We start from the raw sequence: 25001 nt of genomic DNA, 5'->3' as shown, positions 1-25001 counted from the left end.
CGGAGCCGTGTCCGGAGTCGCGTACGGGGCCCGGGTCAGAGGCTCTGTGCCGCCGGCTTCACCATCCCGCGTACCGTGCGGGACTTCACGAAGTCGCCCAGCGCGGTCATCTCCCACTCCCCGGAGAACTGCCGGATCAACTTCGCCATCATCACGCCGGTCTGCGCCTCGGCGCCGGTGAGGTCGAAGCGCACCAGCTCCTCGTCGGTGGCCGCGTCGACCAGCCGGCAGTACGCCTTGGCGACCTCGGTGAACTTCTGGCCGGAGAAGGAGTTGACCGTGAAGACCAGCCCGGACGCCTCGGCGGGGATCCGGCCGAGGTCGACCACGATCACCTCGTCGTCGCCCGCGCCGTCGCCGGTGAGATTGTCACCGGAGTGCTTGATCGCCCCGTTGAGAATGGAGAGTTTGCCGAAGTAGCAGCTGTCCAGGTGGTTGCGGTTCGGTCCGTACGCGATCACCGAGGCGTCGAGGTCGATATCGGCGCCTCCGTACGCCGGCTCCCAGCCGAGGCCCATCTTGACCTGGGTGAGCAGCGGGCGGCCCGCCTTGACCAGGGACACCGTCTGGTTCTTCCGGAGGCTGACCCGCCCCTTGTCCAGGTTGATCTTCCCCGTCCCGGGCGCGGCGGCCGGTGCGGGGGCCGCCGGCGGGGCCGCGGGGACCGGGGGAGCGGCGACGGGCGCGGGCGGCGCCACGGGGGCGGGCGCGGGGGCGGCCGGTTCCTCGACGGAGACGCCGAAGTCGGTGGCGATGCCGGCCAGTCCGTTCGCGTACCCCTGGCCGACCGCGCGGGCCTTCCACGCGCCGTTGCGGAGGTAGACCTCCACGATCACCAGCGCTGTCTCCGCGCCCAGCCGCGGCGGGGTGAAGGTCGCCAGGACGCTGCCGGTGGCCCCGTCCCGGATGGTGGCGGTGGGCTCGATGCCCTGGAAGCTCTGGCCCGCGGCGTCCGGGCTCGCGGTCACGACGATCTTCTCGATACCGGCGGGCACGGCGCTGGTGTCGATGACGATCGCGTCGGGCGCCGTGCCGCCTCCCGAGCGGTAGCTCACGCCGGGGCCGGCGGGCTGGTTGTAGAAAATGAAGTCGTCGTCCGAGCGCACCTTGCCGTCACCGGTGAGCAGCAGGCCCGATACGTCGAGCCGCACGGGGGCGGCGACGTCCACCGCCACATGGGCGGTGGAGAGGGGGATGTTCGCGCCGGGGGTCATTGCTGTCATGCCGCCTGTAACGAACGACCCGGCTTTGCCGTTCCCTTACCGTTTCCGGCGATGCCGGTCCCCCGCGGCCGTACCCGCCGTGTCAGTGCCGTGTTCAATGCGGCCACCTCGGCGGGTCGGTGACGAAGGCGCCGCCCAGATGGGCGTGGTCCGGGTTCGCCGGGTCCAGCTCGCCCTGTTCGGCGATGAGCTTCTCCGCGTACGGCTCGGAGTCGTCCCTCGGTTCGTAACCCAGCGCCCGCGCGCTCGTCAGGTCCCACCACAGCCGGGTGTTGGCGGAGGAGCCGTACACGACGGTGTGGCCGACGCCGTCGGCGGTGAGCGCGGCGTGGAAGAGACGGGCGCAGTCGGCGGGGCTCATCCAGAGGGAGAGCATGCGGACCGAGGTGGGCTCGGGGAAGCAGGAACCGATCCGTACGGAGACGGTCTCCAGGCCGAACTTGTCCCAGTAGAACTGGGACAGATCCTCGCCGAAGCACTTGGAGAGCCCGTAGAACGTGTCCGGCCGGTGCGGCACCTCCACCGGGATCAGCGCGCCGCCGGCCCGGCGGTCGCCGTCGCCGGCGTCCTCGCTGTCGCCCTGGGGGCGCGGGGTGAAGCCGACGGCGTGGTTGCTGGAGGCGAAGACGACGCGCCGGACGCCCTCGGCGCGCGCGGCCTCGTACAGGTTGTACGTGCCCTCGATGTTCGCGCGCAGGATCTTCTCGAAGGACGCCTCCAGGGAGATACCGGCGAGATGGATCACGGCGTCGACCCCGCGCACGGCCTCGCGCAGCGCCTCCTTGTCCGCCAGATCGACGGTGAGGGCGCCGGGTTCGCCCTCGACGGGGACCATGTCGAGGAGCCGCAGTTCGTAGCCGTACGCGGGCAGCAGCCCCCGCATCAGGGTGCCGAGACCGCCGGCGGCGCCGGTGAGCAGGACGGTGCGGGGTGCGGGGGCGGGCATGGCGAATCTCCTCGGCGGCTCCGGCGCGGCGCATGTGAGCAGCTGGCATTCACATGCTTGGACAAGGTATGGAGGGCGGCGGGTACCGTCAAGGGTGGTCGCCCCTTGACCTCGTTCGAAAAGCTGCCCTAGCGTGGCGGTGTTCAGGATTGTTCAGGAATATGGATACCAATCAGATCTGTGCATGATTGTGGTGCGCAGGGCCGGGGAGCGCCCGTGAAGACCTCCACGTTCGTCTACCCCTGGGACGTCATCGGTGACCCGGGCGCCGCCGCCAGGATCGCGGATCTCGGCGTCCAGCAGGTCACCCTCGCCGCCGCCTACCACTCCACGCGCGCGCTGACCCCGCGCCATCCGCGCCACCGCGTCGTCACCGCCGAACACGCCGCCGTCCTCTACCCGCCGGACCCGGCGCGCTGGGCGGACCACGACGTACGGCCGTACGCGGCCGGGGACTGGGCGTCCGGGGACGCGTACGGCGAGGCCGCCGAGGCGCTGACCGCCGCCGGGCTCGACGTGCACAGCTGGGTCGTCCTCGCGCACAGCTCCCGCCTTGGCGCCGAGCGTCCCGACACCTCCGTCGTCAACGCCTACGGCGACCGTTACCCCTGGGCGCCCTGTATCGCCCGGCCCGCCGTCGCCGCGTATCTGACCGAACTCGCCGCCGAGGCCGCCGTACGGCCCGGGACCGGGACGCGCGGCGTCGAGCTGGAGTCCTGCGGCTGGTACGGCTTCGAGCATCTGCACGCCCATGACAAGACGGCGGGTGTCGCGCTCGGGGACGCGGCGCGGTATCTGCTGTCGCTCTGCTTCTGCACCGACTGCCGGGCGGGTTACGGGGGCCTCGGCGCCGACCCGGACGAGCTGGCCGCCGCCGTGCGCGGTGCGCTGGCGCCCGGTTGGGCCGCCGGGGCCGGCGGGGCCGGCGAGTCGGGACTTCAGGGCATCGAGGGGCTCCTCGGCGCGGACCTCGCGGCCGTCACCCTCGACTGGCGCGGCGGGGTCGCCCGTACGCTCCAGGAGGCGGCGGTCAGGGCGGTACGGGCCGAGGCGGTACGGGCGGGGGCGGCGGCCCGGGCGGGCGCGGGCGTGGATGCGGTGGCCGGGGGCTCCGGGCGCGGCTTTCAGGTGCTGCTGCACGCCGACCCCGCGCCGTACCGCACCGGGGCCAACTCCGGTGTGGACCCCGCGCACATCCTGGGCGTCGCGGACGGGGTCGTGCTGCCCTGCACGGGAGGCGCGGCCGGGGCGATGCTCGGCCCCTTCGCGGACCACCGGAGCGGATCCACCGTCCTGGCCGCCAACTTCAACATCGTCCGGGGCATGGGCGGCGACCCGGCCGGACTCGCGGAGGACGCCGTACGCGCGCGGGCGCTCGGCGCGACCGAACTGCGGCTCTACCACGCGGGACTGGCGTCGGACGCGGACCTGGCGGACGTCAGGGACGCGCTGGCGAAGTCGGCCGGCTAGCACGGTTCAGGTGGGGTGTCAGCCGTCGAGTTCCTCGCGGGCGCGGCGGGACGGGCGGAAGGCGTACAGATCGAGGATGCCGGGCGGGTCTGCGAGGCCGGGGCCGCCCGCCCGGATCCACTCCGCGATGTCGGCCGAGGCGTCGGGGTCGTTGACCAGGCCCAGCCAGACGGGCCGGCCACCGGCCGCGCGGCCGGCGGCGGACGGCTGGACGACGATGACATTGGCGTGTTCGCAGGCGTCCAGGCAGGGCACCGGGCGGACCCGGGCGTCCTCCGCGAGCGACCGGCGCAACTCGGCGAGCTGGGCGGCGTGATCGACGCCCGGGACCTTCGGGGTGCCGCAGCAGCAGCCCCGGCAGACCGTGACGGTGGGCCGGGTGGCTCCCGGTGTACGAGGGGGCAGGGAGCGTCGGCTCATGATGGCAGGCTACGCGGTGCCGCCGGCCCGCCCTCAGCCGGTCCGCCGCCGGGCCGTACCGTTCGGACCAGCACGTATGCCGTCAGCAGACCGGCCGCGCCCGTCACCGGCAGAAGTACGGCCGGTTCCACGGCGGCGATGAGCGCGGCGCCGAGGGCGAGGGCGACCGCGTTCGGCGCGTAGACCAGGGTGTTGGCGGTGGCGGACGCGCGCCCGAGGAGCGCGTCCGGGATCTCGCGCTGGACCGCCGTCAGCGCGGCGACCAGCACACACGGCAGCCCGAGCCCCACCCCGACGGCGCTCGCCAGCACCACCGCGTCGTACGGCACCGCCCGCGCCCCGACGGACAGCGCGAACACGCCGATCCCAGCACCGGCGAACACCCGCTCCGGCACCCGGCGCAACAGCGGCCCGGCCAACAGCCCCGCCAGCACGGGACCGGCGCCCTGCACCGCGTACAACACCCCCACGTACGTGGGGGAGTGACCGAGCCCCCGGTCCACGACCGCGTAGATCGCGGCACCGTTGAGCCCGGCGAACAGCATGGTGACGGACGCGGCGAGAAGCAGCGGACGCACCGTGGGCGTCCGCCACAGGAGACGCATGGACGCGGCGGTGCGGGGGTCGGGGCCGGGACCGGAGCCGTGGTCTGCGCCGTGGTCTGCGCCCGGGCCTGGACCCGTACCCGGACCCCCGCCCCGGCGCTTCGTCGGGTGTTCCTCCCGTACCCGCATCAGTGCGAAGAGCCCGGCGGCCAGGGTGAAGGTCGCGGCGTCCAGCAGCGCTACCGTTGGGCCGCCGAAGTGGGCGTAGAGGGCTGCGCCTGCCAGGGGGGCGAGTAGTTTCATGGCCTCGTTGGCGGTGAGGCGCAGTCCGTTGAAGGCGCCCAGCAGTCGCCGGTCGACCACCGTGGCGACCAGCGCGGTCTCCGCCGCGTCCTGGATTACGCCGCTCACCCCGTACAGGAACAGCACGCAGAACAGGATCCAGACGCGGTCCGCCGTGTCGACGGCCAGCAGTGCGCAGAGCGGTACGGTCATCGCCAGGTTGCAGCCGATCAGCAGGGGGCGTCGGCGCATTCGGTCGGCTACCGCGCCCAGAACGGGGCCCGCCAGCACCGGCGCCCACATCGCGAAGACCGTGAGCGCGGCCAGGCTGTCCGATCCGGTCAGTGACTTGACCCAGACTCCGGCCGCCAGCCACATCGCTGACGTACCGAAACCGGACACGACCACGCCGGACAGATACAGCGCCGCGTTCCGGTCCCGCAGGACTCCGCCCTCGTTCGTCACCGGGGCAGCGTGGCGCCTGAGGTCCGGGGAGCGGCATCGGGCGATCGCCCTATTTCCGTGTTCCGTCGCTGGGGCGTCCGTTACGTATGGGAAGCATGTGCTCAATGTGACGGTCATAGATGGCTGATGAAGTCATCTGGCACCCCCCGCATGTGCACGGCCCTTCCCGGAGGTTTCCTTGAGCCAGCCTCAACCGCCCACCCAGGAGCAGTTGGACGCCTACATAAGGACCAGACTCGCGCTCGCGGGCGTCGACCTCGCGATGCTGCCCGAGACGCCGGATCCCGCGACCGGAGTGCCGACGCGGGATCAGGCGCTGCGCTCGCTGCGGTCGTTCGTCACCGCAGGGCCCGTCGCCATCGCCGGGTGGACGCCGCCCGTGAGCGGCGCGCCCGCCGCCGTATACGCGCAGCAGGCGGCGCCGCCGCTGCTCTATCCGTCGATCACCGAGGCGTGGACCGGAAAGGCGGACGGCAAGTGAGTGACTCCGGCGGTAACAGAAGAGCCCTCAACCGGCGTGTCTTTCTGGCCGGTTCGGCCGCCGCGTCGGCCGCCGCCGTCAGCGGGATCGCGCTCGCGCCGCCCGCCGCCGCCGCGCCGGTCGCCTCCCGTACGCCTCCGCCCACACCGCCGCACCTCCCCGACATCGACGTACGGGACGCGGCCCGCCGCGATCCGACCGAGGCGACGCTCGCCGAGGCCGCCGTCCTGATGGGGCGGCGCAAGCTGAAGGCGACCACGCTGGTCGAGGCGTATCTCGACCGGATCGCGACCTACGACTCCACCTATCAGGCGTACTCCGAGGTGACCGGCAAGTCGGCGCTCGCCGCCGCGCGCGCCGCCGACCGGCTCGGCGGCCGGCGCGGGGTCCTCCGTGGCATCCCGCTCTGCATCAAGGACAACTACTTCACGCGCGGCGTCCCGACGCGCTGCAACTCCTACATCTTCGAGGACTTCGTCCCGGACTACGACGCCACCGCCGTCGCCCGGCTGACCGCCGCCGGCGGGATCGTCCTCGGCAAGGGGCAGATGGGGCCGCTGGCCACCACTCGCGCGACAACGCCGAACGGTACGGTCACCACCGTCAACGCCTGGACCCCGGACAACCCCGCCACCGATCCCGGCGGTTCGTCCACCGGGCCCGCCACGGCCGTCGCCGGGCGGCTGGCCGCGTCGTCGATCGGCACCCAGACCGGCGGCTCGATCGTCCTGCCGGCCAACCGGCAGAACCTGACCGGGCTCAAGCCCACCATGGGCCGGGTCTCCGCGTACGGCGTGATCCCGCTCTCGTACACCCGCGACCACCCGGGACCGCTGGCGCGCGACGCGATGGACGCGGCGCTGATGCTCGCCGTACTCGCCGGGCCCGATCCGCACGACCCGCGTACGCAGGGGCTGCCGCGACTGCCCGATCTCGTACGGGCGGCCACCCCGGTCGTCTCGAAAGGCAAGGTACGGCTGCGGCGGGCCACCAGGATCGGCGTGCCCGCGGACTTCCTCAACACCGCGACCGAGGTCCGCAAGGCGTTCCTGGACCGGTTGAGCGCCATTCCCGGGGTCACGCTGGTCAATGTCACCTATCCGGATGACTGGTCGCTGCTGACCGGTTCGTTCAACGACGCCCGGCTGGCCGAGCGGACCGAGCCGTTCCGGCACTGGCTGCGGGAGGACCCGGCCAAGTTCGGGGTCTCGCTGCTCAGCTGGCTCCAGGGGCTGATGCTCTCCGGCGACGAGTGGATCACCGCGCAGCGCGCCAAGAACCATCTGCTGCGGGAGGTGCTGGACGGGGTCATGGCGCGCTGTGACGTACTGCTCCAGACCGGGCCCGTGCCGTTCGACATCCTGGGCCTGCCCGAGATCGCGTTCCCGGTGGGCTTCACGGCGGGCGCCGTCCCGGCCGGCGTCATCCTCGGCGGCCAGCCGTACGAGGAGGACCGGCTGCTGGAGGTCGCGGCGGCGTACCAGGCGGTGACCGACTGGCACACCCGCCGCCCGGCGAACCCGGCCCGTACTGCGGCGACGGCGAACGGCCGGAGCGCGGCGTCCGCGACCGCCGCCGGCCGGCCGCGGCTCACGGCGGAACAGGCGGCGGCGAGCAGCGCCTGACGACAACGCCGCGTGCGCGTGAGCGCGGGCGGGCGCGGCCGGCTGCTGAGCTGAGCAGCCGGCCGCGCACCGGCCTGCGGCCCCGCGCCTGCGGACCGTTCACGCGCGGCTCGCGAGCACGTTCCCCGGCGTTCGTGCCCCCGGCGCCGTCCCGTCGCGTTCAGGCGGCCGTTTCGGTTTCCGTTTCCGATTCCAGCTGTTCCGTCAGTGTCTTCAGTACCGCGCGGGCCGCCTCCACCTGCGCCCCCGAGCCCGGCACCGCCGGGAAGCCCTGCGGGAGTTCCGCCAGGACCGCCGTGTGGATCGACGCCCGGCGGGCGTAGCGGGCCGAGGGCGGCAGTTCGAAGAGGGCCGCGATCAGGCGGTCCGCCGCCTCCGTCGAGTGGATCGCGTCCCAGGCCGCGCGCTCCGGGCCCGCGCCGTGCGGCGGTTCGGCCGGGGGAGTCCGGCGCAGGGTGGCGGTGGCCGGGGCGTCGAGTGTCAGGTGGCCTTCGGGGGCGGTGGTGATCACGACGCCGTAGTCGCGGGCGGCGGCCGTCTCCGTGACCAGGCCGCGCCGGACGTCGCCGAGGACCGCCTCCGCGTCCCGGGTCCACGGGTCGCCGTAGCCGCCCGCGCCCGAGGTACGCAGGGTGACCGTGTCGCCCTTGCGCAGCCCCACCATGTCGATCTTCCCGTAACGGCGCTCGTCGTCGCGGCCCTCGTTCACGACGAGTTCGGCCGGTACGCCGGGGCCGCCGCCCGCCGAGCCCCACGGGCGGAAGCGCATCCGCTCCAGACCGCGCGCGAGCAGCCGGCAGTCGTCGCCGAGGATCCGGAAGACGAGTTCCAGACCGCAGCCGCCGCGCCAGCGTCCCGGACCGCCCGAGTCGGGGCGCAGCGCGTACCGGACGATCTCCGCGCCGATCTCCGTCTCGACGGTCTCCACCGGGTTGTTCGCCAGGTTCGAGATCCCGCTGTCGCGTCCGTCCACGCCGTCCGCGCCCTCGCGCGCGCCCGTACCGCCGACCATGGGCTCCAGCACCTGGACGTTCTGGCCGCCGCCCGGCGCGTTCTCCGCGACCACGACCGGCACCACGAGACCGCTGCTCGCCGCCGGCATCACCTCGGGCGCCGCCAGCCCCAGCGCGCCGCCCAGCGCGTCGTTGACGCGCGACGCGGTGGCGTGCCGGATGCCCACGGCGGCCGGCGGGCGGGCGTTGACGACCGAGCCCTCCGGGGCGGTGACCGTCACCGGCCTGATCAGCCCGCCGTTCAGCGGGATCGCCGGGTCGAGGGTGCAGATCAGCGCGAGCACCCGGGTGGTGATCCAGGCGTGTGCCCGGCCGTGGCTGGCGATGTTGAACGCGGCGTCCACCTGCGGGTCCGTACCCGTGAAGTCCAGATGCAGCGCGCCCCGGTCCAGCGTGACGGAGACGGAGATCCGCACCGGTACGGGCGAGACGGCGTCGTCGTCCAGATAGTCCGTGAAGCGGTACGTGCCGTCCCGCAGCCCGGCGAGCGCCGCCCGCGCCTTGTCCGCCGTGTAGTCCACGAGGTCGGTGTGCGCGGCGGCCACATCGGCCGCGCCGTGCTGCGCGATCACCCGCGCCAGCCGCTCCCGGCCGGTGCGCAGCGCCGCGAGCATGGCGCGCAGATCGCCGTCGTTGGCCTCCGGGGTACGGCTGTTGGCGGCGAGCAGCGCGGCGACATCGCGGCTGGGCTCACCGGCCCGCACCAGCTTGACCGGCGGGATACGCAGACCCTCCTGGTAGATCTCGTGGTTCGTCGGCGCGAGGCTGCTGGGCACCCGCCCGCCGATGTCCGAGCAGTGGATGAACGCCCAGCCGTAGCCGGCGATCTCGCCCTCGTGGAAGTACGGCTCGATGAGCTGGATGTCCGGCAGATGCGTGGCGAGCCCGCCCGAGGAGTACGGGTCGTTGGTGATAATCACGTCACCCGGCTCCAGCGGCCCGGCCTGCTCGACGGCCGTGCGCACATCGAGCCCGACGAACCCGGACACCCCGATGCCGCGCGGGTACGCGGTGAACCGGCCGTCGGGCCCGGCGAGCGCGCAGCAGAAGTCGGCGGTCTCCTTGACGTACAGGGAGCGGCTGGTGCGCTGGAGGGTGAGGCACATCTCCTCGGTCAGGGCGCCGAGCTTGTTGCCGATGATCTCCAGGGTGACCGGGTCGAGCTTCATGGGCGGGTGTGTCCTTGCCGTTGTCAGAAGGCGGTTGAGGGCGGGGCCGGGGGATCGGGCGCTCAGGCGTGGGTGAGCCGCAGGTTGCCCAGCGGGTCCACCCCCGCCGACCAGCCCGGCGGCACCAGCACCGTCGTGTCGTCCTGCTCGACGACGGCCGGCCCGGCCAGCGTCTGGCCGGGGCGCAGCTCCTCCCGCCGGTGTACGTCGGCGGCGACCCGGCGCCCGGCCAGCAGGACGTCCCGCCGGCCGGCCGGTACGGGCGGCGCCGGGTCCCCGGTGACCGGCACGGCCGCGGGTACGATCTCCGGCCCGGCCGAGCTGATGGCCAGCCGCGCGGTGCCCAGGCGGACGGCCGCGCCGGCGTCGCGGAAGCCGTACAGCCGCTCGTGCTCCTGGTGGAACGCCTCGCGCAGCGCGGCGAGTTCAAGGGTCCCGGACGATGCCGGCAGCGGTACGCGCAGTTCGTACGCCTGTCCCGCGTAGCTCATGTCGGCGGCGAGCGTCAGTACGGGCGCGCCGCTCGCGGGCCCCTGCTCGGCGAGCCAGGCGCGTGCCCGCGCCTCCAGACCGGCGAGGATGTCGCGCAGCGCGCCGACCGTCGTGGCGTCCAGCTCGCGGCGGAGGCTGCGCGCGAAGTCCCGGCGCAGATCGGCGCCGACCGCGCCGAGCGCGCAGAACGTCGCGGCGGTCGGCGGGACGACGATCTCGCGGATGCCGACTTCCTCGGCGAGCACGGCCGCGTGGGTGGGGCCCGCGCCGCCGAACGGTACGAGGGTGAACTCGGCCGGGTCCAGGCCCCGTCCGGCCAGCGTCTTCTGGAGTTCGACGGCCATTCCGGCGGTCGCGACGCGCAGCGCGCCGTCAGCGGCGGCGTCCGCGCCCGCGCCCGTACGGTCATTCCCGAAGCCGAGTCCCTCGGCCACCTCGCCCAGCGCCCGCGCGGCGGCGGGCGCGTCGAGCGTCATCCGGCCGCCGAGGAAGGTCGCCGGGTCGATGACGCCGGTGTGCAGATAGCAGTCCGTGACGGTGGGGCGGGTGCCGCCCCGGCCGTACGCGACGGGGCCGGGCGCGGCGCCCGCGCTCTCCGGGCCGACCTTCAGCACACCGTGCTCGTCCGCCCGTACGACCGAGCCGCCGCCCGCGCCGATGGCGCTCACCGCGACCACGGGCAGGATCAGCGGCAGCCCGCCGATCGTGGTGTGGGTGGCGAACTCCGGCTCGCCGTCGACGGCCACCGCGATATCGCTGCTCGTGCCGCCCATGTCGAAGGTGACGAGCCGGGATATCCCGGCGGCCCGGCCCAGCCGGGTCGCGGCCGTGACACCCGCCGCCGGGCCCGACAGTACGGTCTCGATGGGCCGGTCGGCGGCCGAACGCAGGCTCAGCGAGCCCCCGTTGGAGGCGGCGATATAGACGGGCGCGGTCACCCCGAGCCCGTCCAGCAGCGCTTCGAGCCGGTCGAAGTACTGGCGCATCAGCGGCTGGATGTACACGTTCAGACAGGTGACGAGCGCCCGCTCGAACTCCCGTACCTCCGGCCAGATCGCCGCCGACGACGTCAGCGGCAGCTCCGGCAGCAGCGCGCCGAGCCGCCGGGTCACCTCCGCCTCGAACTCCGGGTCGGTGTGTCCGTGCAGCACGAGTACGGCGGCGGCCTCGGCGCCCGTGGCCGCCAACTGCTCCGCCACCCGCGCCAGTTCGGCGTCGGTGGGGGTACGGACCGGACGCCCGTCGGGGCCGAGCCGCGCGGGGATCTCGACGATCCGGTCGCGCGGGACCAGCGGCTCCTCCTTCGAGGCGTGCAGATCGAAGGAGGACGGCATCCGGCTGCGGCCGATCTCCAGGATGTCCCGGTACCCCTCGGTGACGACCAGCGCGATCCGGGCGCCCCGGCGCTGGATGATCGCGTTCAGCCCGATCGTGGTGCCGTGTGTGATCGAGGCGAGGTCCCCGGCGCGCAGCCCCGCCCGGCCGAGCACGGCGGCGATCCCGTCGGCGACCGCGCGCGCCGGATCGCCGGGGGTGCTGGGCTCCTTGTGGTGCAGCAGACCGCGCGGATCGCCGGGCAGCGCGAGGACGAAGTCCGTGAACGTACCGCCCACGTCGATCCCGATCCGGGCACCGGCGACGGCCTGCGCGGAGGTAGGGGCAGCGGGCATGGTCAGAGCACCTCGGAGAAGTTGGTGAACCGGTCGACGGCCACCAGCACGACCACACTGGCCAGCATCAGCAGCGTGGAGACGGCGGCCACGGACGGATCGAGCTGGAACTGCACGGCGGAGAAGATCCGTACCGGCACGGTGGTGGTGTTGGATCCGGACACCAGCGCGGAGACCGCGACCTCACCGAGCGAGGTGACGGCCGCGAAGACCGCGCCCGCGAGGATGCCGGGCCGCAGCAGCGGCAGTGTGACGGTCAGGAACGTACGCGCCCGCCCGGCGCCGAGGGAGGCCGCCGCCCGCTCCAGGGTCGGATCGAGCGCTTGCGCGCTGACCATCACCGTACGGATGACGAAGGGCAGCGCCACCAGCGAGTGCGCCAGCCAGAGCCCGCTCAGGGTGTTGACCAGGCCGAGGCCCTGGAAGTAGTAGAGCAGCCCCAGCGCGATGATGATCTCGGGCACCATCAGCGGCGCCAGCGCCAGCCCGGAGAGCACCCCGCGCCCCGGGAAGTTCCCCCTGACCAGCCCGTACGCGGCGAGCGTGCCGATTGTCACCGTGGTCAGCACGACCAGCAGCACCAGCACCCCGCTGAGCCGGAACGACGCCTGCCAGTCGGGGGACGACAGCACTTCGCCGTACCAGCGCAGGGACAGGCCCTTCGGCGGGAAGCTCAGCGAGCTGGTCGCGTTGAACGAGCTGAGCGCCAGCACTGCGAGCGGCGCCAGCAGGAAGACGAAGACGGCGGCGGCGGGCAGCCCGGTGGCGATCCGCCCGGCCCGGCGCAGCGCACGCGGGGTACGTGTGGCGGGCGCGACGGGTGTGGCAGGTGAGGTGGGTGAGGTGCGTGTGTCGGGCGCCGTACGGGCGTCGGGCGAGACCTTCGACGTGTCAGCCATGAAGCCTCTTCTCCCAGAAGCGGAACCCGGTGCCGAGCACGGAGACGCCCAGCAGGGTGAGCAGCAGCAGGACCAGGCTCAGCGCCGCCGCCACCGGATAGTCGAAGACGGCGGTGATCTGCGAGTAGACGCGCAGCCCGGCGAGCGGCTGGTTCGCGCCGCCGACCAGCAGCGGGGTGATGTAGATGCCCATGGCCAGCGGGAAGACCACGGTGGCGCCGACGGCGATGCCGGGCAGGCTGAGCGGGACCGTGACCTTCCAGAAGGTACGGACCGGACCCGCGCCCAGGCTCCGCGAGGCGCGCCGGAGATTGTCGTCGATCCCGCCGAGGGCCGTGGTCAGCGGCAGGATCGCGAACGGCAGCATGACATGCACGACCGAGACGACCACCACGAGATAGCTGGTCAGCAGATGCGCGGGCTGGTCCAGGAAACCGAGCCACACCAGCGTCCGGTTCACCACGCCGTTGGCGGAGAACAGCACGACCCAGCCGTAGCTGCGCACGACCACGCTGGTCAGCAGCGGTGAGACGACCGCCACGAACAGCAGCGTGCGCACCACGCCCTTGCGGGCCCGGGAGAGCGCGTACGCGGCGGGGAAGCCGAGCAGCACGCTCAGTACGGTGACCAGCAGCGCGGTGAGCAGGCTGTGCCAGAGCGCCTCGGAGAAGAATGACTCGGTGAAGACCCGGCGGTACTGGACGAACGAATAGCCGTCCAGCGGATAGCCGTTGGCGTCGACCGGATGCAGGCTGAGCGCGAACACCCGCACCAGCGGGACCACGAACAGGGCCGCCAGGAAGACCACGACCGGGGTGACGGGCAGCAGCCCGCGCAGCCGGCGCGGCTTCTTGAGGGCCGGCGAAGTGGCCGGCGAAAGGGCCGGCGAAGTGGACGGCGCGCTCATATGACCTTCTCGGCTCGCTCCAGCACGATGACGTCCGACGCGGCCCAGCCGAAGACCACCGACGCACCGACCTCCGGCGGCTCCTCGGCCGTACGGGCGTTGATCGCGACGCCCTCGGCGACGACGATCTGGGTCTGCCACGCCTCACCGGTGAACGCCCGGTAGCCGACGATCCCGGAGCCGCGCCGGACGCTCTCCCCGGGGAAGGCCGCCTCGCCGTTACCGGACTCGCCGTCCCCGTCCCCGCCCGCCGGGAGCACCGCGACGCGCTCGGGCCGTACGGCGACGGTGACCGCCTCCCCGTCCCGTACGCCCGCCAGACCCGAGTCCAGCCGGGCCGCGCCCACCGCGAGCGTCGTCGTCCCGTCCGCCGCGCCCGCGCCCGTACCGTCCAGGATGTTGGCCGCGCCGATGAACTCGGCGACGAAGCGTGTCGCCGGGGTCCGGTAGATCTCGGTCGGCGTGCCGAGCTGTTCGAGACGGCCGCCGTTCATCACGGCGATCCGGTCGGACAGCGACATGGCCTCCTCCTGGTCGTGTGTGACGAAGACCATCGTGATGCCGAGGCGCTGCTGGAGTTCCCGCAGCTCCACCCGCATCTCGCGGCGCAGCTTCGCGTCCAGGTTCGACAGCGGCTCGTCGAGCAGCAGCACGGCCGGCCGGGTGGCCAGCGCGCGCGCCACCGCCACGCGCTGCTGCTGGCCGCCCGAGAGCTGCTTGGGCCGGCGGGCCGCGTACTGCTCCAGACCGACGAGGCGCAGCGCCTCGGTGACCCGCTCGGTCCGCTCGGCACGCTCCACCCGGCGCACCTTCAGCCCGTACGCGACATTGTCCGCGACGGTCATGTGCGGAAACAGCGCGTAGTTCTGGAAGACCAGACCGAGGCCCCGGCGGTGGGTCGGGACATCGGTCAGGTCCACCCCGTCGATCGTGATCCGGCCCTCGGTGGGGCGGACGAACCCGGCCAGGCTGTTCAGCAGGGTCGTCTTGCCGCAGCCGCTGGGGCCGAGGACGGACAGGAACTCGCCGCGCCGGATGGAGAGCCGGTCGACGTCGAGCACCCGCTGTCCCTCGTACCCGGAGGCGAGACCGTCGATCTCGATGTGAGGAGCGTCGAGCGGGGGGTGCGGTGCGTGGGGGTGCTGCGGTGAGCTGGTCACATCAGGTCCTCGGGTCTGTCTTCCGCCGGTGTCTGCCGATCTACTTGAAGATCTGGTTCCAGCGCTGCTGCCACTCGTTGAGCTTGGGGGTGGCGGTCTTGTAGTCGACCCAGGTGAACTTCTTGTAGACGTCCTCGCCGTACTTCACCTTGGCCTTGAAGTCGGCGTCGTAGTCGATGCTGTCGTTGCCCGCGCCGTAGAACGTGCCCTGGGCGAACGGCTTCTGGTACTCCGCCGCGCTCAGGTAGTTCAGGAACTTGTACGCGGCGGCCGTGTGCTTCGAGCCCTTGGGGACGTAGTACGAGGTCAGCGCGCCGACCGCGCCCGAGGAGGGGTACGTGAAGCCGATCGGCTGGCCCTCCTTCTCCATGGCGAAGGCGCGGCCGTCCCAGAACGGGACGATCCAGGCGTCGCCGTTCTGGAGGACGGTGGCGACGCTGCCGGCGTCCGCCGGGTACGCCGAGACGCAGCCCTTCAGCTCGGCGAGCTTCTTGAAGCCCTTGTCGACGTCGGCGGGGTTGGAGAGCTTGCCGCCGCCCTGGGACACCAGGGCGGAGAAGAACTCCAGCCCGGCGTTGTAGGTCAGCGGGGGCAGCGCGACATGACCGCAGTACTTCTTGTCGAAGATGTCGGTCCAGTCCTTGGGCGCCTGCTTGATCTTGTCCGTGCGGTAGAGCAGCCCGTTGGAACCGGTCGTCAGCGGCACGCCGTACGACGCGCCGTCGATCGTGGACCGCTCGGTCAGCACCGGGTCGAGCTGCTTCCAGTGGCTGAGGTCGGCGGTCTTCAGCGGCTCCAGGAGATCGCCGCCGACGGCCTGGTGCAGCGAGCCGGGGGTGAGGGCGAGCACGTCGAACGGCGCGTTCTTGCCGCCGGCCGCGCGCAGCTTGGTGACCCAGTCCGAGTCGGCGCCGTACACCAGGTTCACCTTGATGCCGGTGTCCTTCTCGAACGGCTCCACGAAGGACGACTTGAACAGCTCGCCCCACGCGCCGGCGAAGGCGGTGACGGTGATCGACTCGCCCTTGCCGTCGCCCGAGCCGCTGCCGGAGGAGCCCGAGCCGCCACCCGTGTCGACGCCGCCACAGCCGGTCAGGGTGAGCGCGGTGACGGTGCCGGCCGAGGCGAGCGCCAGCAGATAGCCGCGCCGGCGGGCGCGGGCGGGGCGGGGCAGGAAAGATCTCATGAGAGAGAACTCCTCAGTGCGGTGAGTGAATACGGCGAGTGGCGCGCGTGTGGCCGGCGCCGGGCATGGTGCCGGTGCCGGGGGCCGGACCGGGAGACACGAGGCAGGTGGCGCGCGGCGAATCGCGAGGTCATTCCGTACTCCCGTCAGGTCCAGGACCTGACCGACAGGTCCGCGCTTGCTCCCGGCACATCGGTGTGCGCGTGGAGCCGTGTCATCACCCGGGGCACCCCACCGCAGAAGGAGGGTTGCCGCTCAGCAAGCCGGGGCTTGTCGCTGAGACTCGTGACGTCGAAAAAGTAACATTCATTTAAGCCAAACCAAAGATGACCTGGATCACAACGGGAGTGGTCCAGGTCACCGCGCGACGCGGCTCGGCGCTACGGATCTCTTCGGATCGCTATCCCAGGGCCGCCGCCATCATCTTCTGCGCGACCGGCGCCGCCAGACCGTTGCCGCTGACCTCCGAGCGCGCCGCGCCCGAGTCCTCGACGACGACCGCGACCGCCACCTCCTTGCCGCTCGACGCGTCCTTCGCGTACGAGGTGAACCAGGCGTACGGCGTCCCGTCGTTGTCCACGCCGTGCTGGGCGGTGCCGGTCTTGCCGCCCACCTCGGCGCCGCTGACCTTGGCGTTCGTCCCCGTCCCCTCCTCCACGACCGTCACCATCGCGCTGCGCAGCTGCTCGGCCGTGGACGAGGAGACGACGCGGGTGGTGTCGCTGTCCTCGTACGACCGCACCGTACCGCCGCTGCTGTCGACCACCTTGGACACCATGTGCGGCGCCGCCATCAGTCCGTCGTTGGCGAGCGCCGCCGAGACCATCGCCATCTGGAGCGGGGTGGCCGTCACATCGAACTGGCCGATTCCCGACAGCGCTGTCTGCGCCTCGTCCATCCCGGTGGGGTAGACGCTCGCGGCGGCGCGTACGGGCACGTCCTGGGTGGTGTTGTCGAAGCCGAACTTCTCCGCCATGGCCCGGAGCTTCGTCTGTCCCAGCTCCACCGCCATCCTCGCGAAGACGGTGTTGCAGGAGTACCGCAGGGCGGTGCGGATCGTGGCGTTCTCGCACGGCGCCGAGGCGCTCTCGTTCTCCAGCACGGTCCGGGTGTTCGGCAGGGTGTACGGGTCCGGGCTGTCCGTCGCCTCGTCGACCGAGGAGTACAGCCCGTTCTCCAGCGCCGCCGCCGCGACGACCAGCTTGAACGTCGAACCGGGCGGCAGCGGCTGGCGCAGCGCGCGGTTGAGCATCGGCTGGTCCGTGCTGGTGGTCAGCTTCTTCCAGGCGGCGCCGTCGGTCGTCCCGCTGATCTCCGTCGGGTCGTACGACGGGGTGGAGACCACCGCGAGGATTCGGCCGGTCTTCGGGTCGATCGCGACGGCCGCGCCCTTCTTGTCGCCGAGCGCCGCGTAGCCCGCCTTCTGGACCGCCGGGTCGATCGTGGTGAGGACGTCGCCGGGCGTGGTCTGCTTGCCGGTGAGCGCGTCGACCGGGTTCTTGAGCGCGCTGTCCGTCCCGTCGAGGACGTCCGCGAAGATGCCCTCCAGCTGGGTGGAGCCGTACGCCTGCGAGCTGTAGCCGGTGACGGGCGCGTACAGCGCGCCGTCGGTGTATGTCCGCGCGTAGGCGAGATCGCCGCTGTCCGTACGCCGGGAACCGGTGACCGGCGAGCCGGCCACGATGATGTCGCCCTGCGGCTGCGCGTACTGGGCGATGGCGGTCCGCCGGTTGTACGGGCTGTCCGCGAGCGCCTTCGCCTCGTACGCCTGCACCCAGGTCGCCCGCAGCATCAGCGCGAGGACCATGAGCAGACAGATGACCGCCGTGTGCCTGATCGTCTTGTTCATCTCATAAGCGAGGGACGAGCGGGCGGAGGGCGGGGTTCCGTGGGGCCGGGCTTCTCAGGAAGTCTTCATAAAGGTCGCTATAAGGGGCGAAAGGAATCGACTGTCGCGCGGTGTCGTGCCGGTGCCGCTTTCAGAGGCGGCGGGTCGCGAGGGTGAGCCGGTCGCGGGCGTCGAAGAGCGCGTCCTTGATCATCTGTTCATGCCCCGGGGTCAGCCGGGCCACCGGCACCGAGCAGCTGATCGCGTCGCGCGCCGGGGTGCGGTACGGGATCGCGACACCGAAGCAGCGCAGCCCGAGGGTGTTCTCCTCGCGGTCCACGGCGAAGCCCTGCTCCCGGATCACCGCCAGCTCCGCGATGAGCTTCTCGCGGTCCGTGAGGGTGTGCTCGGTCAGCGCGGGCAGGGTCTCCGGCAGCAGCGCCCGCACCTGGTCGTCGGTGTGCGACGCGAGCAGCGCCTTGCCGAGGGAGGTGGAGTGCGCGGGCAGCCGACGGCCGACCCGGGTGAAGGGGCGCAGATAGTGCTGTGACTGGCGGGTCGCGAGATAGACGACATTGGTGCCGTCGAGGCGCGCGAGGTGGATGGTCTCGCTGGTGTCGTCCGAGAGCCGGTCCAGGGTGGGCCGGGCCGCGGCGACCACCTCGTCCCCGTCGATGTACGAGGTGCCGACCAGCAGCGCCCGTACGCCGATGCCGTAGCGGGTGCCCGTCGCGTCCGTCTCGACCCAGCCCAGCTCGACCAGCGTCCGCAGCAGCATGTAGAGGCTGGACTTGGGGTAGCCGACCGCCTCCTGGACCGTGGCCAGCGAGTGCATCCCGGGGCTCCCCGCGAAGTACTCCAGCAGCTCCACCGTCCGCACCGCGGACTTGACCTGGGCCCCGCCGCTCTCCGCAGCCGCCATCGTCACTCACTTCCTCTCACCGCTCGGACCGCTCTTGACCGGGCGGAACACGCGGAAATAGAGTCCCTGAAACATTCACTATCAGGAACCTTGTTCAGAATACCGAACAAAAACTGAGGCGCGGCAATCGCGCCGGTGGATGGCAGTGGTCTCGCAGTGGTCCGCAGTACGCGCAGTCGGGAAGGAAGCCGCGGTGGCAGCAGCACCAGTCTGGAGTGTCGACCCCCGAACGGGAAAGCCTCGTGAGGAGGTCGCGCAGGAGGCCACGACCGAGGAAGTGGATCTCGCGGTACGGGGCGCCCACGCCGCCGTCGCCGCGCTCGCCGACCGCGCCACGCGCGCCGCGCTGCTGCGCCGGGCGGCCGAGCTGCTGGACGAGGCGGGTCCGCACGTCATCGAGGCGGCCGACGCCGAGACCGCGCTCGGCCCCGTCCGGCTCACCGGCGAACTCGCCCGTACGACAGCCCAGTTGAGGGCGTTCGCGACGGTCGTCGACGAGGGCGCGTTCCTCGACGTCTATATCGACCACGCCGACGCCGGACAGACCCCGCCCTGGCCCGACCTGCGCCGCTACAAGGTGCCGCTCGGTGTTGTCGCCGTCTACGCCGCGAGCAACTTCCCGCTCGCCTTCTCCGTCCCCGGCGGTGACACCGCGAGCGCGCTCGCGGCCGGCTGCCCGGTCGTCGTCAAGGCGCACCCCGACCACCCGGCCACCTCGGAACTGTGCGCCTCCGTGCTGCGCAGGGCCGCCGCCGAGGTCGGGCTGCCCGAGAACGTGATCACACTCGTGCACGGCTTCGACGCGGGCGTCGCCCTCGTCGGCCACCCGCTGGTGACCGCGGCCGGCTTCACCGGTTCGGTACGGGGCGGACGCGCCCTCTTCGACGCGGCTGCCGCCCGGCCCACGCCCATCCCCTTCCACGGCGAGCTGGGCTCCCTCAACCCGGTCGTCATCACCGAGGCCGCCGCCGCCGAGCGCGCCGAGGAGATCGGCGCGGGGCTGGCCGGCTCGATGACGCTGGGGGTCGGGCAGTTCTGCACCAAGCCCGGCTTCGTCCTCGCCCCCGCCGGTGAGACCGGCGACCGGCTGCTGAAGTCCCTGACGGCCGCCGTCAGCGACACCGCCCCCGGCGTGCTGCTCGACCACCGGATGCGGGACGCCTTCGTCGCGGGCGTCGCCGAGCGCGTCGCGCTGCCGGACGTCGAGTCCCCGGTCACCCCCGGCGCGGGCGGTGAACACACCGTCAGCGCGGGCTATGTCACGGTGCCCGCCGCGTCGCTGGCCGCCGAGGGCCCGCACGATCTGCTGCTGGAGGAGTGCTTCGGGCCGGTCACGGTCGTCGCGCGCTACTCCTCGGCGGACGAGATCACCGCCGTGCTCTCCCGGCTCCCCGGCAACCTCACCGCCACCCTCCACCTCGCCGAGGCGGAGGGCGCCGGCACCGCGCCCGGCGGCGCCGAACTGCTCGCCGCCCTGACCCCGCTCGCCGGCCGTATCCTCGTCAACGGCTGGCCGACCGGCGTCGCCGTGGCCCCCGCGCAGCACCACGGAGGCCCGTACCCGGCGACGACCTCCACCTCCACCTCGGTCGGCGCGACGGCGATCGAACGCTGGCTGCGCCCGGTCTCGTACCAGTCCACGCCCGCCGCCCTGCTCCCCCCGGAGCTGCGCGACGACAATCCCCAGGGCCTCCCGCGCCGCTTCAACGGCCGCCAGGAGAACTGACCTGCGACGCGAACGGCCGGGCCCCGGTTGCTGGTTGCGCTGACGCGCCCGGCAACCGGGGCCCGGCCGTTTGGCGTCCTCGCCCGTATGGACACGCACTACAACGAGACCCACGACGGCACCCACATCGCCACCCACACCGCCACCCACACCGCAACCCGGCTCGCGGCCCCCGCCGACCTGGACGCCATCGCCGTACTCCACGCCGAGGCCCGCGCCACGTACTACCGGGGCCATCTCCCGGAGGACGACTTCGACGGCCCGGCGGAGCGGGCGCGTACCCGCGAGGGCTGGGCGGGCGCCCTCACCCGGCAGGAACAGGCGCGGGAGCAGGGGCAGCAGCGGGAGCGGGGCGCGGCGGTGCTCTGCGCCGAGTACGGGGGCGCGCTCGCCGGCGTCGCCGCGTACGGCCTGATCGATACGGTGATGACGCTCACTCAGCTCCATGTCTCCCCCGCCCACTGGCGCCACGGCATCGGCACCGCCCTGCACACCGCGTGCGTCGCGGCCTGGCGGGAGACCGGGGTCAAGTCCGCCCGGCTGGAGGTCTTCGAGCCGAATCTGCGCGCCCGTTCCTTCTACGAGCGCCACGGCTGGTACCCGGACCCGGACACCCCGCGCCATGACACGCATCTGGTGCTGCGGCTGACGGTCGCTTGAACTGACGGTCGCTTGAGCTGACGGGGCGCTCGTGACAGCCGGATCGTGATGCGCCGCTCGTGACAGCCGGATCGTGATGGATCTTTCGCGGGGGACAGTTGAAAGCAAAATCCCACTTAGCTTAGGCTTACCTAAGATTTTGCGATCCGCGCTGGAATCCGCCGATCCGTTCTCGGCCGGCTGTCAACGAACACGTGAAGGACCCCCCCCCATGCCAACCTGGTTCAAGCGCGCGCGCCGTCAGACCCTCGCCGTACCGGCCACCGCCGCCGCCCTGGCCCTGGTGCTCGGCGGCTGCTCGTCCGGCTCGGACGAGACGGAGTCCACCGGCTCGAAGTCGACGAAGACGGAGGCAGGCGCGTTCCCGGTCTCCATCAAGAGCGCGCTCGGCACGGCGAAGATCACCGAGCAGCCGGAGCGCGTCGTCACGCTGGGCCAGGGCTCCACAGAGACCGCCATCGCGCTCGGGCACACGCCCGTGGGCATCGAGAGCTACGAGTGGGGCAGCGACAAGACCGGCTATCTGCCCTGGATCCACGAGGCGGTGGAGAAGAACGGCGAGAAGCTGCCCACCCAGTTCGCGGGCGGCGAGGACATCGACTTCGAGGCCATCACCGAGCTGGAGCCCGATGTCATCCTCGCCCCCTGGTCGGGCATCACGCAGGAGCAGTACGACATCCTCGCCGACATCGCGCCCACGGTCGCCTACCCGAAGCTGGCGTGGAGCACGGACTGGGACGAGCAGATCGAGATCATCGCCAAGGCGCTCGGCGCGCCCGACGAGGCCAAGACGCTGACGACGAAGATCGAGAAGCAGCTCGCCGACGCCGCCGCCACCCGGCCGCAGTACAAGGACGTCTCGTTCTCGTACATCTACACGACGGGACCGGGCACGCTCGGGGTGTTCCTGCCGGAGGAGCAGCGCGTCTCGATGGTCAGCTCCCTCGGCCTCACACCCGACCCGGTGGTGAAGACGTTCAAGGAGACCGAGGGCACCGCCTCCGCCATCATCGGTCTGGAGAACGGCGAGAAGCTCAAGGACAGCGACCTGATCTTCACGTTCTACAGCGACGCCAAGAGCAAGAAGGAGGTCGAGGGACAGAAGCTGTACGCGGCGATCCCGGCCATCAAGCGCGGTTCCGTCGTCGCCGGTACGGACAACTCCTTCGTCACCGCGTCCTCGATCATCAACCCGCTGACCGTCCCGTGGGTCATCGACCGCTACCTGCCGATGATCGACAAGGCCGTCGCCACCCTCGACAAGTAACCCGACGAGTGAGGCGTAGCAGAACCGGATGACCATCACCGCACCGGCCCGGCCCGGCGGACCCCGCGCCACCACACGTGTGGGGCCCGCCCGGCTGGCGTACAGCCTGCTCGCCGCGGTGGCCCTGCTGGCGCTCGCCGTACTGGCGAGCGTCATGTTCGGCTCCAGGACCACCTCGTTCGGCGATGTCCTGGACGCCGTCGCCGGCACGGCCGACCCGTATGTCACCACCGTCATCGAGAGCCGCTACCCGAGGACCGCGCTCGGGCTGCTCGCCGGGGTCTGCCTCGCCGTCGCCGGGACGCTGATGCAGGGCGTCACCCGTAACCCCCTCGCGGATCCGGGGCTGCTCGGCATCAACGCGGGCGCGGCGGCGAGCGTCGTGGCCGCCACGGCCTTCTTCGGCGCGTCGGGCCGTACGGACACCATGTGGTGGGCGCTGCCGGGCGCGCTGCTCGCCGGGGTGCTGGTGCACGCCATCGGCTCGGCGGGCGCGAGCACGAGTCTCGTACGGCTTGTCCTCGCCGGAGCGGTCCTCTCCGCCGTCCTGATGGCCTTCATCCAGGCGGTCACCCTGAGCCGGCCGAAGGTCTTCGACAGCTACCGGTACTGGGTCGTCGGCGCGCTCGGCGGCCGGGACTTCGACGTGTTCACCGCCGTCCTGCCCTTCGCGGCCACCGGTCTCGTCCTCGCGCTGCTGCTCGGGCCGGGGCTCAACACGCTCGCCCTCGGCGACGACTCCGCCACCTCGCTGGGCGCCAACCCGGCCCTGCTGCGCGGCGGCGGGCTGATCGCGGCGACGCTGCTGAGCGCGGCGGCGACGGCGGCCGTCGGGCCCATCGCCTTCGTCGGGCTGGCCGTCCCGCATATCGTGCGGGCCCTGGTCGGTATCGACTTCCGGGTCCAGATCGTGTTCTCCGCGCTCGTGGGCCCGACGCTGCTGCTGGCGGCGGATGTCGTCGGCCGGGTGGTGCTGCGCCCGCAGGAGCTGATGGTCGGGGTGGTGACGGCGTTCGTCGGAGCGCCGGCGCTGCTCTTCGCCGTACGCAGGATGAGGGGGAACGGATGACGGCGGGTTCTGCGGCGGGTACGAAGCCGGGTGCATCGGGGGGTACTTCGGGGGGTACGAAGCCGGTCGTGCCGCGCGGCTCGGGCGGCCCGCGCGGCTACCTCACCCTCGGCGGCGCCGTCGCCCTGCCCGTCCGGCGGGTCTCGGTCGTGGTGGCGCTCTGCACCGTCCTCCTGACGGCCGTCGCCGCCGTCGCCACGCTCTCGCTCGGCCGGCTCGGTATCTCCCTGGCCGACCTCCCCGGCGCCCTCACCGGCGGGGCCACCGGCAAGAACGCCTTCGTGCTGGAGCGGCTGCGCGGACCGCGGCTGGTCGTCGGGATCGGCACCGGCGCGGCCCTCGGGCTGTCGGGCGCGCTCTTCCAGTCGGTCACCCGCAACCCTCTGGGCAGCCCGGACGTGATCGGACTGGGCGCCGGGGCGGGCGCGGGGGCGGCGATCGTCGCCCTGCTGCTGCCCGGCACGGTCCCGGTGTGGGCGGGCGCCCTCGCCGGCGCCGCGCTCGCCATGGCGCTGGTGTACGTGTCGACGGGCAGCGGCTTCCGCAACCCCGGACGGCTGGTCGTCGCCGGGATCGGGGTGGCCGCCATCGCCACGGCGGTCATCCAGTACGTCGTCTACGCCGTCGAGCGCGACAAGGCGGCGGTGCTCACCGCGTACGTCAACGGCAGCCTGGCGGCCCGCTCCTGGGACCACGCCACCACCATCTGGCTCGTCCTGCTGGTCACCGTCCCGCTCACCGCCCTCATCGCCCGCCGGCTCTCCCTCGGGGAGATGGGCGACGAGATCGCGGCCGGGCTGGGCGCCGAACCCCGGACGACGAAGAGCCTCGCCGTCCTGCTCTCCATCGTGCTCTCCGCGGGCGCCGTCAGCGTGGCCGGACCGATCGCCTTCATCGCCCTGACCGCCCCGCAGATCGCCAAACGCCTCACCCGCTCCTCCGGCCCCCACCTCACCCTCTCCGCCCTGTTCGGCGCCCTCCTTCTGGTCACCGCCGACCTCTGCGCCCAGCAGCTGCCCCTCTTCGAGAACCTGCCCGTCGGCATCTACACAATGGCCATCGGGGGCGCGTATCTCGGCTTTCTGCTGATGCGGGAGTGGCGCAAGGGGGTGCTGTGACGGCAGACGGCCCTCCCCGCCCTGTTTGAGCGGCCCGCTGTTTGAGCGCCCCGCTGTTTGAGCGGCCCGGCGGCGCGGAAATCATGCGTCGCCGGACGGGCCGGGGCACCCCGGGACGTCGCGCCGATGCTCAGCCGATGCTCACGGGAGGCTCACCATGCACTACGAGATGCGCGCCGAATACGCGGACGGGACCACGCCCCGGGACCCCGACGCGCGGTTCGAGGTGTGGCACATGGTGCGCGCCGGCGAGGAGACGGCGCTCTGCGGGCGCGACCTGAGCCCGGACGCGGTCACCCAGTCGGCCGACGCGTGGGGCACGGAGGCGGGGACACCGCTCTGCCACGCGTGCGGCGCGCTGTACATCCACCAGGTGCGTTAGGGCCTGTGTGGAGTTGTGCTCCGGGAACGCCCCGGGAATGCCCCGGCGGGCGATCGCGTTGGCGTACGTGCGGAGG

21 protein-coding genes and 1 riboswitch are annotated in these 25001 nt (G+C 72.4%); of the genes, 9 read left to right on the top strand and 12 right to left on the bottom strand.

What is annotated here, in order from left to right:
• Positions 1-35: 35 nt before the first annotated feature.
• Positions 36-1214 (bottom strand): TerD family protein, encoded by a 1179-nt coding sequence (locus DVK44_RS05460; RefSeq protein ID WP_114658593.1) that lies wholly within the window; start codon positions 1212-1214, stop codon positions 36-38.
• A 103-nt stretch (positions 1215-1317) separates the two neighbouring features.
• Positions 1318-2169, bottom strand: coding sequence for an NAD-dependent epimerase/dehydratase family protein (locus DVK44_RS05455; RefSeq protein ID WP_114658592.1), 852 nt, complete (start codon positions 2167-2169; stop codon positions 1318-1320).
• A 216-nt stretch (positions 2170-2385) separates the two neighbouring features.
• On the opposite strand from DVK44_RS05455, the gene DVK44_RS05450 reads away from it, so the two are divergent.
• Positions 2386-3639, top strand: coding sequence for a hypothetical protein (locus DVK44_RS05450; protein WP_114658591.1), 1254 nt, complete (start codon positions 2386-2388; stop codon positions 3637-3639).
• A gap of 18 nt (positions 3640-3657) precedes the next feature.
• Here DVK44_RS05450 and DVK44_RS05445 read toward each other — a convergent pair whose 3' ends face one another.
• Both DVK44_RS05445 and DVK44_RS05440 read right to left on the bottom strand, forming a co-directional pair.
• Complete coding sequence (locus DVK44_RS05445; RefSeq protein ID WP_114658590.1) at positions 3658-4059, bottom strand: (2Fe-2S) ferredoxin domain-containing protein; 402 nt, start codon at positions 4057-4059, stop codon at positions 3658-3660.
• Positions 4056-5351 carry an MFS transporter gene (locus DVK44_RS05440; protein ID WP_228447002.1) on the bottom strand — a complete coding sequence of 432 codons (1296 nt, stop codon included), beginning with the start codon at positions 5349-5351 and terminating at the stop codon, positions 4056-4058. The genes DVK44_RS05445 and DVK44_RS05440 overlap by 4 nt, the downstream gene beginning before the upstream one ends.
• Positions 5352-5529: 178 nt before the next feature.
• Between DVK44_RS05440 and DVK44_RS05435 the strand changes: the two genes are divergently transcribed.
• Positions 5530-5832, top strand: a complete 303-nt coding sequence (locus tag DVK44_RS05435) for a hypothetical protein (protein ID WP_114658588.1) — start codon at positions 5530-5532, stop codon at positions 5830-5832.
• On the top strand, positions 5829-7457 hold the full coding sequence (locus tag DVK44_RS05430) for an amidase (protein ID WP_114658587.1): 1629 nt from the start codon (positions 5829-5831) through the stop codon (positions 7455-7457). The genes DVK44_RS05435 and DVK44_RS05430 overlap by 4 nt, the downstream gene beginning before the upstream one ends.
• Positions 7458-7617: 160 nt before the next feature.
• Here the strand turns inward: DVK44_RS05430 and DVK44_RS05425 are convergent, their stop codons facing one another.
• The 8 genes from DVK44_RS05425 to DVK44_RS05390 form a co-directional block, all read right to left on the bottom strand.
• Complete coding sequence (locus tag DVK44_RS05425; RefSeq protein ID WP_114658586.1) at positions 7618-9639, bottom strand: hydantoinase B/oxoprolinase family protein; 2022 nt, start codon at positions 9637-9639, stop codon at positions 7618-7620.
• Between the two features lie 62 nt (positions 9640-9701).
• Entirely contained in the window at positions 9702-11801 is a 2100-nt protein-coding gene (locus DVK44_RS05420) for a hydantoinase/oxoprolinase family protein (protein ID WP_114658585.1), read from the bottom strand.
• Positions 11802-11803: 2 nt separating this feature from the next.
• The gene (locus DVK44_RS05415) at positions 11804-12700 is read right to left on the bottom strand and encodes an ABC transporter permease (RefSeq protein WP_114658584.1); all 897 of its coding nucleotides are present in this window, start codon (positions 12698-12700) and stop codon (positions 11804-11806) included.
• Positions 12693-13607 (bottom strand): ABC transporter permease, encoded by a 915-nt coding sequence (locus DVK44_RS05410; protein ID WP_114658583.1) that lies wholly within the window; start codon positions 13605-13607, stop codon positions 12693-12695. Before DVK44_RS05410 ends, DVK44_RS05415 begins: the two co-directional genes overlap by 8 nt.
• Positions 13604-14767 carry an ABC transporter ATP-binding protein gene (locus DVK44_RS05405; RefSeq protein WP_114658582.1) on the bottom strand — a complete coding sequence of 388 codons (1164 nt, stop codon included), beginning with the start codon at positions 14765-14767 and terminating at the stop codon, positions 13604-13606. The genes DVK44_RS05410 and DVK44_RS05405 overlap by 4 nt, the downstream gene beginning before the upstream one ends.
• Before the next feature lie 40 nt (positions 14768-14807).
• A complete protein-coding gene (locus DVK44_RS05400) occupies positions 14808-15953 on the bottom strand; it encodes an ABC transporter substrate-binding protein (protein WP_114658581.1) in 1146 nt (381 codons plus the stop codon).
• A gap of 169 nt (positions 15954-16122) precedes the next feature.
• Positions 16123-16244: riboswitch (SAM riboswitch) on the bottom strand.
• 109 nt (positions 16245-16353) lie between these two features.
• Positions 16354-17802 (bottom strand): penicillin-binding transpeptidase domain-containing protein, encoded by a 1449-nt coding sequence (locus DVK44_RS05395; protein ID WP_114658580.1) that lies wholly within the window; start codon positions 17800-17802, stop codon positions 16354-16356.
• Between the two features lie 130 nt (positions 17803-17932).
• On the bottom strand, positions 17933-18703 hold the full coding sequence (locus tag DVK44_RS05390; protein ID WP_114658579.1) for an IclR family transcriptional regulator: 771 nt from the start codon (positions 18701-18703) through the stop codon (positions 17933-17935).
• A gap of 193 nt (positions 18704-18896) precedes the next feature.
• On the opposite strand from DVK44_RS05390, the gene DVK44_RS05385 reads away from it, so the two are divergent.
• The 6 genes from DVK44_RS05385 to DVK44_RS05360 all read left to right on the top strand — a co-directional run bounded on the left by DVK44_RS05385 (position 18897) and on the right by DVK44_RS05360 (position 24925).
• The gene (locus tag DVK44_RS05385) at positions 18897-20429 is read left to right on the top strand and encodes an aldehyde dehydrogenase (NADP(+)) (RefSeq protein ID WP_228447001.1); all 1533 of its coding nucleotides are present in this window, start codon (positions 18897-18899) and stop codon (positions 20427-20429) included.
• Positions 20430-20516: 87 nt separating this feature from the next.
• Positions 20517-21089, top strand: a complete 573-nt coding sequence (locus tag DVK44_RS05380; RefSeq protein WP_114664920.1) for a GNAT family N-acetyltransferase — start codon at positions 20517-20519, stop codon at positions 21087-21089.
• A 211-nt stretch (positions 21090-21300) separates the two neighbouring features.
• Positions 21301-22356 carry an iron-siderophore ABC transporter substrate-binding protein gene (locus tag DVK44_RS05375; RefSeq protein ID WP_114658577.1) on the top strand — a complete coding sequence of 352 codons (1056 nt, stop codon included), beginning with the start codon at positions 21301-21303 and terminating at the stop codon, positions 22354-22356.
• Between the two features lie 28 nt (positions 22357-22384).
• Positions 22385-23425 (top strand): FecCD family ABC transporter permease, encoded by a 1041-nt coding sequence (locus DVK44_RS05370; RefSeq protein WP_114658576.1) that lies wholly within the window; start codon positions 22385-22387, stop codon positions 23423-23425.
• A gap of 68 nt (positions 23426-23493) precedes the next feature.
• Positions 23494-24543, top strand: a complete 1050-nt coding sequence (locus DVK44_RS05365; protein WP_228447000.1) for a FecCD family ABC transporter permease — start codon at positions 23494-23496, stop codon at positions 24541-24543.
• A 157-nt stretch (positions 24544-24700) separates the two neighbouring features.
• Positions 24701-24925: a hypothetical protein gene (locus DVK44_RS05360; RefSeq protein WP_114658574.1), complete on the top strand. Its 225-nt coding sequence runs from the start codon at positions 24701-24703 to the stop codon at positions 24923-24925.
• Positions 24926-25001: the final 76 nt, after the last annotated feature.

This window comes from Streptomyces paludis (assembly GCF_003344965.1).
In the GTDB taxonomy this organism is placed as follows: domain Bacteria; phylum Actinomycetota; class Actinomycetes; order Streptomycetales; family Streptomycetaceae; genus Streptomyces; species Streptomyces paludis.
The sequence above is the reverse complement of the archived record's forward strand: the minus strand, read 5'-3'. Positions and strand labels throughout refer to the sequence as shown.

Excerpts from the sequence above, each read along its gene's own strand:
- DVK44_RS05390 (WP_114658579.1), bottom strand. The coding sequence starts at position 18,703 with ATGGCGGCTGCGGAGAGCGGCGGGGCCCAGGTCAAGTCCGCGGTGCGG.
- DVK44_RS05375 (WP_114658577.1), top strand. The coding sequence starts at position 21,301 with ATGCCAACCTGGTTCAAGCGCGCGCGCCGTCAGACCCTCGCCGTACCG.
- DVK44_RS05460 (WP_114658593.1), bottom strand. The coding sequence starts at position 1,214 with ATGACCCCCGGCGCGAACATCCCCCTCTCCACCGCCCATGTGGCGGTG.
- DVK44_RS05380 (WP_114664920.1), top strand. The coding sequence starts at position 20,517 with ATGGACACGCACTACAACGAGACCCACGACGGCACCCACATCGCCACC.
- DVK44_RS05455 (WP_114658592.1), bottom strand. The coding sequence starts at position 2,169 with ATGCCCGCCCCCGCACCCCGCACCGTCCTGCTCACCGGCGCCGCCGGC.
- DVK44_RS05360 (WP_114658574.1), top strand. The coding sequence starts at position 24,701 with ATGCACTACGAGATGCGCGCCGAATACGCGGACGGGACCACGCCCCGG.
- DVK44_RS05410 (WP_114658583.1), bottom strand. The coding sequence starts at position 13,607 with ATGAGCGCGCCGTCCACTTCGCCGGCCCTTTCGCCGGCCACTTCGCCG.
- DVK44_RS05420 (WP_114658585.1), bottom strand. The coding sequence starts at position 11,801 with ATGCCCGCTGCCCCTACCTCCGCGCAGGCCGTCGCCGGTGCCCGGATC.
- DVK44_RS05425 (WP_114658586.1), bottom strand. The coding sequence starts at position 9,639 with ATGAAGCTCGACCCGGTCACCCTGGAGATCATCGGCAACAAGCTCGGC.
- DVK44_RS05400 (WP_114658581.1), bottom strand. The coding sequence starts at position 15,953 with ATGAGATCTTTCCTGCCCCGCCCCGCCCGCGCCCGCCGGCGCGGCTAT.
- DVK44_RS05445 (WP_114658590.1), bottom strand. The coding sequence starts at position 4,059 with ATGAGCCGACGCTCCCTGCCCCCTCGTACACCGGGAGCCACCCGGCCC.
- DVK44_RS05415 (WP_114658584.1), bottom strand. The coding sequence starts at position 12,700 with ATGGCTGACACGTCGAAGGTCTCGCCCGACGCCCGTACGGCGCCCGAC.
- DVK44_RS05370 (WP_114658576.1), top strand. The coding sequence starts at position 22,385 with ATGACCATCACCGCACCGGCCCGGCCCGGCGGACCCCGCGCCACCACA.
- DVK44_RS05395 (WP_114658580.1), bottom strand. The coding sequence starts at position 17,802 with ATGAACAAGACGATCAGGCACACGGCGGTCATCTGTCTGCTCATGGTC.